General features: G+C 65.0%; 15 protein-coding genes. 6 read left to right on the top strand and 9 right to left on the bottom strand.

Annotation, left to right across the window (positions count from 1 at the left end; genetic code table 11):
- The first annotated feature begins 63 nt into the window (after positions 1 to 63).
- From IVA82_RS41630 to IVA82_RS41620, 3 genes are all read left to right on the top strand, one after another.
- Positions 64 to 1845, top strand: coding sequence for a NirA family protein (locus IVA82_RS41630; RefSeq protein WP_247389233.1), 1782 nt, complete (start codon positions 64 to 66; stop codon positions 1843 to 1845).
- Positions 1842 to 3455, top strand: coding sequence for a sulfite reductase subunit alpha (locus IVA82_RS41625; RefSeq protein ID WP_247389234.1), 1614 nt, complete (start codon positions 1842 to 1844; stop codon positions 3453 to 3455). The genes IVA82_RS41630 and IVA82_RS41625 overlap by 4 nt, the downstream gene beginning before the upstream one ends.
- A gap of 215 nt (positions 3456 to 3670) precedes the next feature.
- Positions 3671 to 3823 (top strand): hypothetical protein, encoded by a 153-nt coding sequence (locus IVA82_RS41620; protein ID WP_247389235.1) that lies wholly within the window; start codon positions 3671 to 3673, stop codon positions 3821 to 3823.
- Here IVA82_RS41620 and IVA82_RS41615 read toward each other — a convergent pair whose 3' ends face one another.
- From IVA82_RS41615 to pxpB, 3 genes are read right to left on the bottom strand one after another with little or no spacing between them, the layout of a single operon-like run.
- Complete coding sequence (locus tag IVA82_RS41615) at positions 3824 to 4594, bottom strand: 5-oxoprolinase subunit PxpA (protein WP_247389236.1); 771 nt, start codon at positions 4592 to 4594, stop codon at positions 3824 to 3826.
- Between the two features lie 32 nt (positions 4595 to 4626).
- Positions 4627 to 5664: a biotin-dependent carboxyltransferase family protein gene (locus IVA82_RS41610; RefSeq protein ID WP_247389237.1), complete on the bottom strand. Its 1038-nt coding sequence runs from the start codon at positions 5662 to 5664 to the stop codon at positions 4627 to 4629.
- Complete coding sequence (gene pxpB, locus IVA82_RS41605; RefSeq protein WP_247389238.1) at positions 5661 to 6392, bottom strand: 5-oxoprolinase subunit PxpB; 732 nt, start codon at positions 6390 to 6392, stop codon at positions 5661 to 5663. The genes IVA82_RS41610 and pxpB overlap by 4 nt, the downstream gene beginning before the upstream one ends.
- 249 nt (positions 6393 to 6641) lie before the next feature.
- Here pxpB and IVA82_RS41600 point away from each other — a divergent pair, with 249 nt between their 5' ends.
- Both IVA82_RS41600 and IVA82_RS41595 read left to right on the top strand, forming a co-directional pair.
- A complete protein-coding gene (locus IVA82_RS41600) occupies positions 6642 to 7340 on the top strand; it encodes a ribonuclease activity regulator RraA (protein WP_247389239.1) in 699 nt (232 codons plus the stop codon).
- Positions 7341 to 7363: 23 nt separating this feature from the next.
- Positions 7364 to 7768, top strand: coding sequence for a cupin domain-containing protein (locus IVA82_RS41595; protein WP_247389240.1), 405 nt, complete (start codon positions 7364 to 7366; stop codon positions 7766 to 7768).
- Between the two features lie 140 nt (positions 7769 to 7908).
- Here IVA82_RS41595 and IVA82_RS41590 read toward each other — a convergent pair whose 3' ends face one another.
- From IVA82_RS41590 to IVA82_RS41580, 3 genes are all read right to left on the bottom strand, one after another.
- The gene (locus IVA82_RS41590; RefSeq protein ID WP_247389241.1) at positions 7909 to 8259 is read right to left on the bottom strand and encodes a hypothetical protein; all 351 of its coding nucleotides are present in this window, start codon (positions 8257 to 8259) and stop codon (positions 7909 to 7911) included.
- A 185-nt stretch (positions 8260 to 8444) separates the two neighbouring features.
- Positions 8445 to 9293, bottom strand: a complete 849-nt coding sequence (locus IVA82_RS41585) for a DUF2147 domain-containing protein (protein ID WP_247493881.1) — start codon at positions 9291 to 9293, stop codon at positions 8445 to 8447.
- Between the two features lie 188 nt (positions 9294 to 9481).
- Complete coding sequence (locus IVA82_RS41580) at positions 9482 to 10264, bottom strand: transporter substrate-binding domain-containing protein (protein WP_247384294.1); 783 nt, start codon at positions 10262 to 10264, stop codon at positions 9482 to 9484.
- Between the two features lie 101 nt (positions 10265 to 10365).
- Here IVA82_RS41580 and IVA82_RS41575 point away from each other — a divergent pair, with 101 nt between their 5' ends.
- Positions 10366 to 10875: a DUF1993 domain-containing protein gene (locus IVA82_RS41575; RefSeq protein WP_247384293.1), complete on the top strand. Its 510-nt coding sequence runs from the start codon at positions 10366 to 10368 to the stop codon at positions 10873 to 10875.
- 2 nt (positions 10876 to 10877) lie between these two features.
- On the opposite strand, the gene IVA82_RS41570 is transcribed toward IVA82_RS41575, so the two are convergent.
- The 3 genes from IVA82_RS41570 to ugpC all read right to left on the bottom strand — a co-directional run bounded on the left by IVA82_RS41570 (position 10878) and on the right by ugpC (position 13644).
- Positions 10878 to 11339, bottom strand: a complete 462-nt coding sequence (locus IVA82_RS41570; RefSeq protein WP_247384292.1) for a hypothetical protein — start codon at positions 11337 to 11339, stop codon at positions 10878 to 10880.
- Between the two features lie 180 nt (positions 11340 to 11519).
- A complete protein-coding gene (locus IVA82_RS41565; RefSeq protein WP_247384290.1) occupies positions 11520 to 12509 on the bottom strand; it encodes a hydroxyacid dehydrogenase in 990 nt (329 codons plus the stop codon).
- A gap of 34 nt (positions 12510 to 12543) precedes the next feature.
- Positions 12544 to 13644 carry a sn-glycerol-3-phosphate ABC transporter ATP-binding protein UgpC gene (ugpC, locus tag IVA82_RS41560; protein WP_247384288.1) on the bottom strand — a complete coding sequence of 367 codons (1101 nt, stop codon included), beginning with the start codon at positions 13642 to 13644 and terminating at the stop codon, positions 12544 to 12546.
- Positions 13645 to 13647: the final 3 nt, after the last annotated feature.

Raw genomic sequence — 13647 nt, 5'->3', positions numbered from 1 at the left:
TCGCGGGTCGTGCACTTTTCCGTCGATACCACTCAGGTGGCCGCAGGAGCTTCGTTACCGACCATGAAAATCGACACTGTCTCAGTCGACTTTACCGACGACCAGAAACGCTATCTCGAAGGCTTCACGACCGGTTTGCAGATCAGCCGGGTCGGTCGCGGTCTCGGCGGCGGCGTCGGCAAGGCGAACGCTGAGCCCACCGGTCCCGATGCCGTCCACATCAAGGCGCAGGACAAGGTCATTGCCGCGGGCAAGAAGCTCGCCGACCAGGAGAAATTCAAGCGCGACGAGCATCCCTTCGATGCCTATCCGCGGCTGCGCCAGCAGGCGCTCGACAACGCGCCGCCGAGCCCCGCGGACAACTTCCGTTGGCGCTATTTCGGCATCTTCTATGTCGCGCCGACGCAGGACTCCTACATGTGCCGCCTGCGCATTCCGAACGGCATCATGAAGCACTGGCAGCTGTCCGGCCTTGCCGATCTTGCCGAGGAATTGTGCGGCCCGTACAGCCACGTCACCACCCGCGCCAATCTCCAGCTTCGCGAGATCCCGCCGAAGCACGCAGTGAAGCTGATCGAGGGCATCCAGGACCTCGGCCTGTGCTCACGCGGCTCCGGCGCCGACAACATCCGCAACGTGACGGGAACGCCGACCGCAGGCATCGATCCGCAGGAGCTGATCGATACGCGGTCCTACGCGCGCGAGTGGCACTACTACATCCTGAATGATCGCTCGCTGTATGGATTGCCGCGCAAGTTCAATGTTGCCTTCGACGGCGCCGGCAGGATTGCCGTGCTCGAGGAGACCAACGACATCGCATTCACGGCGTTCGAGGTGAAGGACGGCTTCGGCGTCGATCCCGGGATCTGGTTTCGCCTTGGCCTTGGCGGCATCACTGGACACAAGGATTTCGCAAAGTACTCCGACATCGTCGTCAAGCCGGAAGAGGCCACCGCCGTCGCCGACGCCATCGTGCGCGTGTTCATCGAGCATGGCGACCGCACCAACCGCAACAAGGCGCGGCTGAAATATGTGCTCGACGCCATGGGCCATGACGGCTTCCTCAAGCTTGTCGAGGAGCGGCTGAAGAAGCCGTTTACGCGCGTGCCGGCAGAGGCGTTTGTGCCGCGGCCTGCGTCGGACCGCATGGCGCATATCGGCGTGCACAAGCAGAAACAGGACGGCCTGAACTGGATCGGCGTGTCGGTGCCGCTCGGCAAGATCACCTGTGAACAGATGCGGGGCCTCGCCAAGGTCGCGCGGGATCTCGGCGACGGGGATATCCGCCTGACCGTCTGGCAGAACCTGCTGATCCCGGGCGTGCGCGACGAGAATGTCGAGCTGGCGATTGCGGCGATCAAGCAGATCGGGCTTGCGGTCGAAGCCTCCCACATCCGCGCAGGCCTGATTGCCTGCACCGGCAACGCCGGTTGCCGCTTCGCCGCAGCGAATACCAAGCTTCACGCCGCCGAGATCGGCGACTGGTGCGAGCCGCGCGTCGCGATGGACAAGCCAGTCAACATTCACGTCACCGGTTGCCATCATTCCTGCGCGCAGCACTACATCAGCGACATCGGGCTAATCGGTGCGCGTGTGCCGGTGAACGAGGACGACACCGTGGAGGGGTATCATCTCTTCACCGGCGGTGGGTTCGGTCCCGACGCCGATGTCGGGCAGGAGGTCTATCACGACCTGAAGGCCGAGGACGCGCCGAAGACGGTCGAAGGTCTGCTCAAGGCCTATATCGCCCATCGCGCATCTTCCGAAGAAACCTTCCTTTCCTTTGCGCGCCGCCACGATGGCGAGACGCTGCGCAAGCTTGCCGATGCAGAGGTGTCCTCATGAACCAGATCAGCCCTCCGCCCAAACTCGACATCATTCCCGCGAGCGCACCGTTTTCCGACGCGCAGCGCTCCTGGCTGAACGGCTTCTTTGCCGGCCTATTGTCGCCTGACGTCGCCGCGCCTTTGTCGGCAGAGCAGGGCGCCGCCGTGATGCAAGGCGCAGCCGGTGACGGCGACGACGGCGAAGCGCCATGGCACGACCAGACCATGCCGATTGCCGACCGGATGAAGCTCGCCGAAGGCCGCCCCGTGCGCCGTAAGATGATGGCGGCGATGGCGCAGCAGGATTGCGGCCAGTGCGGCTATAATTGCCACGACTATTCGGAGGCGATTGCGAGCCGCAGTGAGGCCCGGCTCAACCTTTGCGTCCCCGGCGGCAAGGAAACCGCGCGGATGCTCAAGGCTCTGCACGAAGAGCTGGACAAGGCACCGGCGGCCAAAGCTACTGACAAGCAGGACAAAGTGACCGCGCCGGCCGTGACGGTGACGATTGCCGAACCCGGCCGCTCGCGCGACAACCCTGTTACCGCGACCTTCCTGTCGCGGCGCCTGCTCAACAAGGGGAAGTCGGAGAAGGAGACCTATCATGTCGACTTCGATCTCTCCGAAAGCAAGCTCGACTACGTCGTCGGAGACTCCTTCGGCGTGTTCGCGCGCAACGATGTCGGCCTCGTCGATCAGATCATCGCGCTGCTCGGCGCCTCCCACACCACCAAGGTCAACGGCAAGACGCTGCGCGAGGTGCTGATCGACGACGTTTCGCTGTCGCCGGCGCCCGACACGCTGTTCGAGCTGATTTCGTTCATCACCGGCGGCGCGCAGCGCGAAAAGGCGCGGGCGCTGGCGCAGGGCGAGGATCCCGATGGCGATGCCGCGACGCTGGACGTCATGGCGGCGCTGCAGAAGTTTTCCGGCACGCGGCCGCATCCCGAGGCCTTCGTCGAGGCGCTCGAGCCGCTCCAGCCGCGGCTTTATTCGATCTCGTCCTCGCACAATGCGACGCCCGGCAAGCTGTCGCTGACGGTCGATTCCGTGCGCTACGTTATCGGCAAGCGCAAGCGGATCGGCGTCGCCTCGACCCTCCTCGGCGAACGCATCTCGGAGGGCGAAAAGCTCAAGGTCTATGTGCAGAAGGCGCACGGCTTCGGTCTGCCCCAGGATCCGAAGGCGCCCATCATCATGATCGGCCCCGGCACCGGCATCGCGCCGTTCCGCGCCTTCCTGTTCGACCGCAAGGCGACCGGCGCGCCCGGCAAGAACTGGCTGTTCTTCGGCCACCAGCGCAGCGATTGCGACTTCTTCTACCAGGACGAGCTCAACGCGATGAAGACCTCGGGCCTGCTGACGCGTCTGTCGCTGGCCTGGTCGCGCGACGGTGAGAAGAAGTTCTACGTGCAGGACCGCATGCGCGAGGTCGGCCGCGAGCTGTGGACCTGGCTCGCCGAGGGCGCGCATCTCTACATCTGCGGCGATGCTAAGCGCATGGCCAAGGACGTCGAGCGCGCGCTGGTCGACATCGTCGCCCAGTTCGGCGCGCGTTCGACCGATGAAGCCGTCAGTTTTGTCGCCGAGCTCAAGAAGACGGGACGCTTCCAGGCTGACGTGTATTAAAGCGCGATCCCAACGCGTCGTGCTTCTGGGGGTGTGACTCGGTTCCAATCGGCTCGGATTTTAACGAATAGGATTCTCGGAACCCGCGGATGCGGAGAATTTGTTGCTGCAATGGGGCTTCCCAAGAGAACCTCCATCGCTATTTCCGCTGCGATCTTGCCTGAACCCAGGGTTGAGCCTTCATAATCCCACCAATGGGGCGTTGGAGATCGACCATGCGCGAACTATCGGCGGAAGCCAGGCTGCACTTTTACGCGCGCTCGCTCTCGCGGCGGACCGGGGCGAGTGCCCATCAGCTGGTGCTCTACAGCGCCTTCGCCGTCATCGCCGCCATCGTGTTCGGCACGCTGTCGGTGCATCCGTTCTGATCACGCCCCGCGCTTGAACGGCGCCACCTCGATTCCTGCATCCTTCAACGCCTGACGCAGGCCGCGCGCGATGTCGACGGCGCCGGGCGTGTCGCCGTGGATGCAGACCGTGTCCGTGCGCATCTTGATGACCTTGCCGGTGACCGAGACCACCGCGCCATCCTGCACCATGCGCACCACGCGGTCGGCGATGACCTTGGCGTCGTGCAGCACGGCGCCGGGCTTCTTGCGCGAGACCAGATTGCCGTCGTCCTCATAGGCGCGGTCGGCGAACACCTCGTGCACCATCGGCAGATTGGCCGCTTCCCCGGCCTTCACCAGCTTCGAATTGGCGAGCACGACGAAGATCAGGCTGGGATCGACCGCCCTAATGCCGGCGGCGATTGCCTTTGCGGTCATGTCGTCCTCGCAGGCGACGTTGGAGAGCGCGCCATGCGCCTTCACATGGGTCACCTTGTGGCCGGCGGCGGTTGCGATCGCCTGCAGCGCGCCGATCTGGTAGGCGACGAGATTCTCGATCTCGGAAGCCTTCAGGCCCGCGATCGGATGCCGGCCAAACCCGTGCAGGTCGCGATAGCCGGGATGCGCACCGACCGACACGCCGCGCGCCTTCGCAAGCTCGACCGTCCGGCGCATGATATCGGGATCGCCGGCATGGAAGCCGCAGGCAACGTTGACCGAACTCGCCAGCTCGATCATCGCAGCGTCGTTGCCCATCTCCCACGCGCCAAAACCTTCGCCGAGATCGCAATTGAGATCGATCGTCTTCATGGGGTGCTCTCCGCCTCTGGTCGTCTTGTGGTTTACGGCTCCGCAATGACCTGCCATGTGCCGGCATCGACGGCGCTCACCGCATAGCCCGCAACGTTAGCATCCTGAAGCGCCTCGATGTTGAGCTCGACGGTGTCGGAAGAGCGCAGGCGATCGGGCAGGTTCCGGATCAACTGCGCAAACTTGCGTGCCTCGTCCTGCGCCTCGGCCATGGTGACCTGCTTGAAGCGGAACGCTGTTCCCGCCGAGGTCTGCGCGAGACGGCCAACATCGGCCGTGATCACGGTTGCGATCTTCGGGTAGCCGCCGGACGTGCCGCGGTCCATCATCAGCGCGATCGGCGCGCCGTTGCCGGGCACCTGGATGCTGCCGTTGACGGTGCCATCGGAGACGATGTTGTGGCCGTGCAGATGCTTGATCGCGGGTCCTTCGAGCCGGTAGCCCATGCGGTCGGAGGTCGCCGAGATCTTCCACTCGCTATCTAAGAACAGCGCCTTGTTGGCGTCGTCGAACTCGTCGTCCTGCGGACCCATCACGACGCGGATCGGACCGCTCGACGGCTTCGGCATTTCGATCCGCAATTCGGGCGCGCCGCTCGCGGCATCGACAGTGAATTCGTCTCTGGCCTGGAGCGGGCGCGGGTAGGGGCTGCCGAGGCCCGCGCGCGCGTTCACCGCGAGGCTGCCGAACACGGGCTCGCCTTTGATACCGCCTTCGATCGCGAGATAGGTGAAGGCGCCGCCGCGGGCAAAGCCCAGCGTCAGCGTCTCGCCGTCCTTCAGCGTCACAGATGTGTCCATGGCCACCGGCCGCCCGGCAATGTCGGCATTGCGCGGCGCACCTGCGATCGCGACCCGCACGGCGCCGTCGCGGGCGGTGAAGGCGGCGCCGAATGGACCAATCTCGACAGCGGCTGCGAACAGCTCGTTGCCGACCAGGCAATTCGCCGCCGCCAGCGCCAGCCGGTCCATCGCGCCGCTCGGCGTCAGGCCATAGCGCTGCGCACCCAGACGCCCGCCATCCTGGACGGAGCTTGCAGGCCCGATGCTGGCGACGACGAGCCGGCTCATGCGACCACCTGCTCGGCGATGATCTCGCCGGCTTCCGCGGCGCGGTCCTGCTCCTCGAAGGTCTTGTGGTCGATGGCGAAAAACGTCACGCGATCACCGGGTTCGGTGAGGAAGGTCGGATTCCGGTGCAGCTGATAGGTCCGCACCGGCGTGCGGCCGAGCAGGTGCCATCCGCTCGGAGCAGCCAGGCATTGGATTCCGGCCTGGATGCCGCCGATCGAGATCGTGCCGGCGGGCGTCAGTAGCCGCGGATTCTGCCGCCGCGACATGTGCAGGGACTTGTCCAGCCCGCTGAGATAGGACCAGCCCGGGGTGAAGCCGATCATGGCAACCTTGTAGTCGCCGGCCACATGCTTGGCGACGATGTCGTCGGGCGTGGTGTTCAGCGCCTTGGCGACATCCTCGAGATCGATGCCGTGCTCGCCGCCATAAGCGACGGGAATGCGCCAGCGCCGCGCTATCGTGGCCGGCGGTAGCGGCTGGCTGGCGAGCGCAAGCAGCTTTTCGCCGAGCGTATCGAAGCCGATCTTGCCGGGATCGTAATGCACCAGCAGCGAGCGATAGGTGGGTACGGATTCGGTGATGCCATCGACAGGGCTTGCTGCCAGCGCCTTGTCGAGCGCCAGCACGCGCTGGTTGGCGTCCTCGTCGATGGTGCGGCTAAACTCGACCGTGACGGCGCTGTCGCCACTGGGCAGAAGGCGGGGCGGGGGAAGCGTCGCGGCCATGAGCTGTCGAAATCGGGCTTCTGGAGTAACGCGGGCTCAGCCTTGAGTTCCGCATCGCCCTGCTTCGCGTAAATGCGTCCGCAAGTCCAATAAATTAATGCAAGGGCAGGCGATAAAGCCTTGTTATCGCGTCGCATAACAGCCGCGTGGGGCGCGCTCTTGATCCGCGTTCTTGGCCCTTGACGCGCAGCGCCCGCCTCGCAAGATGCGCAGCGTTCCTTTCCGCCCATCCGGAGCTCGTCTTTTTCCATGTCGCTGTCCCCCGAAGCCCGCAAGACCCTCGCCGGCATCACCACTGCCACCATCACCACGGTCCTGCTGAAGAAGGGCCTGCGTAACGTGTGGATGCGCGGCGCCCGTCCGCTGCGGCCGGGCCTGCCGCGTCTGGTGGGACCGGCGTTCACGCTGCGCTTCGTGCCGGCGCGCGAGGATCTGGCGACGCCGGAATCCTGGTCGTCGCCGATCTCGACCCGCACCGCGATCGAGGCCATGCCCGACGCCTGCATCGCCGTGGTCGATGCCATGGGCATCACCGATGCCGGCATCTTCGGCGACATCCTCTGCGCGCGCATGGTCAAGCGCGGCGTCACCGCGCTCGTCACCGACGGCGTGGTGCGTGACCTCGAGGGCGTGCTCGGCACCAATCTGCCGGTGTGGTGCGACGGCTATGCCGCGCCGCCGTCGGTTGCGGGCCTCACCTTCGTCGGCTGGGGCGAGCCAATCGGCTGCGGCGGCGTCGCGGTGTTCCCGAACGACATCGTGGTCGCCGATCAGGACGGTTGCGTGCTGATCCCGCAGGCGATGCTCGATCACGTGCTCGCCGAGGGCGTCGAGCAGGAACGGATGGAAGCCTGGATCGTCAACGAGGTGAACAACGGCGCGGTGCTGCCGGGCTTATATCCCATGAACGCCGAGACCAAGGCGCGCTACGCGGCAAGCAAGAAGTAACGAGACAACAAGCGAGGTTACCCATGGAGATCACCGTCGCAGGCACGCGGCCGACCCGCCGCGCGCCCAAGGAACACTTCACCGGCACGGTCTGGCAGGACCCCGTCATCATGGCGCCCGCGCCGGCGCGGCTGAACTGCTCACGCGTCTCGTTCGAGCCGGGTGCGCGCACCAACTGGCATCACCATCCGCTCGGACAGACGCTCTACGTGATTTCGGGCGTCGGGCGCGTTCAGACCAAGGGCGGGCCTGTCATCGAAATCCGTCCCGGCGACACCGTCTGGATTCCGCCGAACGAGGTGCACTGGCACGGGGGCTCGCCGACCAACGGCATGACCCACATCGCCATGCAGGAAGCGCTCGACGGCGTCTATTCGACCTGGCTGGAGCCGGTGACCGACGCGGAGTATGGAGCGGCGGTCGGCTAGCTCTCGTGCCCCGGATAAGACGCATCGCCCGCGGCGATGCGTCGCCAATCCGGGCCCAGAACTTTGACGGCATCAAGACTGCTGGGTCCCGGCTCTGCGCAGCAACGCTTCGCGTCGCTGCTTGTCCGGGACACGCCACCTTACATCCGCTCGGCGGTCCATGTTCCCGTGCACATCGCGCCGCGCCAGGTGCCCGAGCCGGAGGTGCCGCTGAGCCGGCCGAAGCCGACCGCGCGCTTGATGCCGGTGCTCAAGGTGACGTTGATGCTGCCGGCATCCGCCACACGGCCGGACGCCGTTACCGCGACGCTGCTCGAGGCGATCTGACCGTTGTTGATGCCGATTGCGACGGTTGAGCCGTTGCCGCAGGTCTGGCTCGACGATGCGATACGGACGTTCCATGCGCCATCGAAAGTGCTGGCGCTTGCCTGCGTGGCCGGCGTCGCGATGGCGAGGATCGTGGCGAAAAGACACTTGCGAAAACCGTTCATGACACGCCCCTGTGGGTTGACCATGCGGGGATCTTGTCATGGCCGCGGAGCCGGTGATGTGAGAGGTGTCACGCCCGAAGGGGCCTCTGAGGTGGCGCACCATGCGATGACGCGGCCCTTGACGCGAAAAGCAAAAGGGCCCCGATCACGGGGCCCTTGCTTCCGTCACAACCTCGAACGCGGGCTCAGTTCACCCGTGTCCAGGTCTGGCCGCCGCAGAACATGCCGCCGAAGGCGCAGCCCTGCACGCGCAGGCGGTCGGTGCCCTTCAGCGCGATCGTGGAGTCGTAAGTCGAGCCGGAGTTGGGATCGAGGATACGGCCGGACCATTTCTGGTCCTTGCCGGGCTTCATATTGATCAGGACCTGCTCGCCGTTCTGGTTCGACTTGGAATCGAGCGAATAGCCGCAGAGATTGGTGCCGCATTGCTCGATGCGAACCTTGCCTTCCTTCTCCTCGGTCAGCCAGACGCCAAGCGGCGAGTTGAGATCGCGCGTAGGCGCCGCTGTAGGAGCCGGCGCGACGGCGGCCGACTGAACGGGCGCCGTCGGGGCAACTGGCGGAGGCGGCGCAGGGGGCGTGGGCGGAGCGGCAGCCACGGTCGGCGCCGGCGGCGGCGTCACGGCGGAAGCCGCCTGCTGCTCGATCGGAGCAAGAGCCGGAGGCGGTGCGGGCGGTGGCAGCACAGCCGTATCGGCCGGCGCATTGTTGGCGGTGGTGGTCGGCGGCGGAGTCGGTGGCGCGGGAGGGGGCGCTGCGGGAGCCGCGGCGACGGGAGCGGGGGCCGGCGCAGGGGCAGCCGGCGTTTGCGGATTGACCGTGGCTTGCTGCGGCGCCTGCTGGTCGGGCTGGGTCTCGTTCTTCTTGGCCTTCTTCGCCTTGCCCTGGCCGGTGTTGTCATAGACACCGGGGATCGACACCGTGCCGCGATCGGGATCGATGCGGATGGTGCGCCCGCCATATTCGAAGGTGTATTGTGCCTGAGCAGCCGTGCTCGCCAACAGGAATGCGGCCGTGGCCAACAGCTTCCTCATTTCCGTCTCCTGAACAGATGGTCCCGCACCGACGCTTACGCCCCGGTCCGATCGCGAAAAGTGATCTGGATCACTTTCATCCGTATGAGTCGTCTTCCCGTGGGTTCGGGTTCAATAGGGATCGGGTTCAATACGCCCGGAAACGGTCCATAGTTTGGCCGCCGTCGGAATTGGGATGCCACCGCGGTCTAGTCGAACCAGGCCGCGTAGATCTTCTTGTAGCTGCCGTCCTCCATCGCGATGTGCAGCCACTGGTCGACGAAGGCCTTCAGCGCCATGTCGCGCTGCAGCCAATAGGCTTTCTCGGAGAAGTCGAACGGCTTGTCTGGATGTACCGCGCAGAGCACGCCGGCATGTTGCTTCTGCTGGTAGCGGGTCTCGGAGGCGTCCGTCATCATCAGGTCGGCATTGCCCTTGGCGATCTCATCGAAGATCACGGTATTGTCCGGGAAGACGGTGATCTCCGCGTCCTTGACGTTGGCGCGCGCGAAGCGCTCGTTGGTGCCGCCGGGATTGACGATCACCCGGGTGCCCTTCTTGTCGATGTCGGGAAGCGTCTGGTACTTGCCGACATCGGCGCAGCGCGTGATCGGGGTCTTGCCCTCGCGCATGATCGGCGTGGAGAAGAAGCCCTTCTTCTGCCGGTCGAGAGTCACCGATACGCCGCCCATCGCGATGTCGAACTGGTCGGCCTCGAAATCCTTCATCAGCTTCGGCCAGGCCGTCGCCACGAACTCGACCTTGACGCCGAGCGCCTTGCCCAGCGCCTCCGCCATGTCGACGTCGAAGCCGCTGAACTGCTGCGTGCTCTTGTCGAGATAGGTGAAGGGCTTGTAGTCACCCGTCATGCCGACGCGCAACGTGCCGCGCTTGACGATCTCGTCGAGGCGCGAGGGCGCCGCTTGCTGCGCATGCGCCGAGAAGTTCGCCAGCAACGCCACGGCCAAAGCCGCCAGAATTCGAACGAGCATGTCTTTTCCACCTCCGCGTGAGCTGTCATTATGCAGCTCTTGAGGTTGGATTTAGACCAGATGCGACTTGCTGGCGAGATGGAATTGAAGGGAATCCCGAGATGACGATCTCGACGTACGAGGCCTCGGTCGGCCTCTTCGTGCCGCATTTGCGCAACCTGTCCGGACTGCTCGACAAGGGCGTGGCCCATGCCGAGGCTCGCAAATTCGATCCCGCCATCCTGCTCGGCATGCGGCTGTCGCCGAACATGTACGATCTGGCGCAACAGGTCGGCGAGGCCTGCCGTCACGCCGTGGTGGCTCCGGCCTTGCTGGCGCAGCGCGAGCCGGTGGCACTGCCGGCGCTCGAGCACGACATGGCCGGGCTTCAGGCCCGCATCGCGACATCGATCGAATTCATCGAGAGCCTGCCGCGCGCCGCCATCGACGCCGCGGCAGAGCGGGATGTCACCTTCAGGCTGAAGAACGGCACCGAGCTGCCCTTCACCGGGCGCTCCCTGCTGCTGACCTTCAGCATCCCGCAATTCTTCTTTCACGTGACGACCGCCTACGACCTGCTGCGGCACGCAGGCGTCGAGCTTGTGAAGAAGGATTTTTTGGGCCGGAAGTAGGCTTAGGCCTCGCCCTTGCGCTCGAATTCCGCGAGCGAGCTGCGGCCGGCGATTTCGCTGCGCAGCTCCTCGAAGCGCCGATGCGCCTCGTCTTCGTGCTCGTCGACGAAATGCACCGCGGCTTCGCTCGTCATCGGACCGCTGATGACGGGCGTGGACTGTTCGCCGATGGTCTCGTGTACGTAGTACTGGCCGTCGTCGCCACGATGGACGGTCCATTTGAGACGGATCGCCACCATCGGCCCGGGGCCGACTTTGCTGTAACCGTCGGCATCGGCCGGCTCCGGCACCAGCGGCTGTTCCTCGACTTCGGGATGCTCGTCTGCGATCGCATGCTCATCGACCGCGGCCATCTCGGTTTCCGTCTCGGTCACGGTTTCCCGGACGACGAGGACGGGTTCGGGGTGCTCCAGGATGCTGGCGATGGTCGCCAGCGCGTGGTCGGTCGGGTCGATTTGTGACAAGGTCCATCCTCCAGCTCGAGGCGGCCGGCAAATCTGTCCCACTGCCGGCGCGGCAGACCTATTACGCGGGTTTGATTAAGGCTGAGTTGGGGCTCGATCTGCACCAAAATGGGACGCATTCTGGCGCTCCGAAGGCGTGCGGCTTCCCCGCTCGCCTTGGGAGCCCGCCTTGGGATTTGCTCAGCCAAGCACGCCCTGATTGATGATGTTCTGCCGGATCGGATCGCCGTCCAGCACACTCAGGATGTTGCGCGCGGTCTGCTCGCTCATGCGGCTCACCGCCTCGACGGTGACGCCGGCGACGTGCGGGGCCATGATGACGTTCGGCAGCGCGAACAGCGCGTTGCTGACCGGCGGCGGCTCCACTTCGAACACGTCGATGCCGGCGCCGGCGAGCTTGCTCGAGACCAGCGCTTCGTACAGCGCCGTCTCGTTGACGATGCCGCCGCGCGCGGTGTTGATGAGATAGGATTTCGGCTTCATCAAGCCGATCCGCGCGGTGTTGAACAGGCCGACCGTCTCCGGCGTCTTCGGGCAATGGATGGTGACGAAGTCGGCTTGAGGCAGGGCGGCGTCGAGATCGGCGACGGGCTCGCAACCGGCGGTCTTGATCTCGGCGGCTCCCTTGTAGGGGTCGTAGACCTGCACGTTCATTTCCATCGCCAGGCAGCGCTTGGCGGTGCGGGTGCCGATGCGGCCGAAGCCTATGACCAGCACGGTCTTGCCGTAGAGATCGAACGGCAGCATGCCGAGCCGGTCGGCCCATTTGCCGTCCTTGACGCAGGCATGCATCTCCTGCGCGCGCTTGGCCAGCGTCAGCATCATGAACAGCGCCGCTTCCGCGACCGATGGCGAGTTCGCGCTGCCGGCGACCATTAGCGGCACCTTGCGACGGGAGAGGGCGGGCACGTCGACGGCGTCGTAGCCGACGCCGATCCGTGTCACCACTTTCATGTCCCTGGATGCCTCGAGCTCGGTCTCGCCGAAGGCGGTGGCGCCGAGCGCCACGCCATGGACCGGCGCATGGCTCTTCAGCAAGGCCTCGAAATCTTTCGCCGAGATCAGGTTCGGAAATTCGACGAGCTCGATATCGTCCCGCCGGGTGAGGAGGGCGCGTGCCCCTTGCGACAAAGTTTGTGTAACGAAAATTTTCTTCTTGTTGGTCGTCATCGCTCCCTGCCTGCTCGCGTTTCTTCCGTAGCCGTCACAGCACGGCGCCGGTCGCTTCGTTTAGCAGGTGCATGTTGTTGAGGTCCACCGCCAAACGCATCGGAGCGCCGTCCTTGGCGCCGGCATTGGGGTCGACACGGCCGCAGACCGGCGTACCTTCAAGTCCGAAATAGACCAGCGTCTCCATCCCCATCGGCTCGGTGACGTCAAGCACGGTGTCGAAAGTCTCGACGCCGGGCTGCAGATGCGCGTGCGATTCCGTGAGATGTTCGGGACGGATGCCGAGCAAAAGGTTTTCAGTTCGAGGCAGCGCGTTATAGCGGGCGGCGCGGGCCGGCGGCAGCGGGAAGGAGATGCGGTCGGTCAGGCGGATCGTGAGCTTGCCGCCGGCATCCTCCAGCCGGCACGGGATGAAGTTCATGGCGGGCGAGCCGATGAAGCCCGCGACGAAGCGTGTCGCCGGCTTGTGGTAGAGCTCGTTCGGCGTGCCGATCTGCTCGATGCGTCCCTTGTTCATCACCACGACGCGATCGGCCAGCGTCATCGCCTCGACCTGGTCGTGGGTGACATAAACCGTGGTGGTGCGGACCTTCTGGTGCACCTTCTTGATCTCGATCCGCATCTGCACGCGCAGCTTGGCGTCGAGATTCGACAGCGGCTCGTCGAACAGGAAGACTTTTGGATTGCGCACGATGGCGCGTCCCATGGCAACGCGCTGGCGCTGGCCGCCGGATAGCTGCTTCGGCTTGCGGTCGATCAGGTCGGTGATGTCCAGAAGCCGCGCGGCCTCCGTCACCCGAGCCTTGATCTCGGCCTTGGGATAGTGCTTGAGCCGCAGTCCGAACGACATGTTCTCCGCGACCGTCATGTGCGGATAGAGCGCGTAGTTCTGGAACACCATCGCGATGTCGCGATCCTTTGGCGGGACGTCGTTGACGACGTCGCCGCCGATCATGATGTCGCCGTCGGTGATGTCTTCCAGCCCCGCGATCATCCGCAGCGTCGTCGACTTGCCGCACCCGGACGGACCTACCAGCACGATGAATTCGTGGTCGGAGATGTCGAGATCGATGCCGCGCACCGCCTCGACGTCATCGTAACGCTTGACCACTTTTCGCAAAGCAACGTCGGCCATAAA

The organism is Bradyrhizobium sp. 142, from assembly GCF_023074015.1.
Taxonomy (GTDB): domain Bacteria; phylum Pseudomonadota; class Alphaproteobacteria; order Rhizobiales; family Xanthobacteraceae; genus Bradyrhizobium.
Note: the sequence above shows the minus strand (reverse complement) of the source record. Positions and strands in the feature narration are given on the sequence as shown.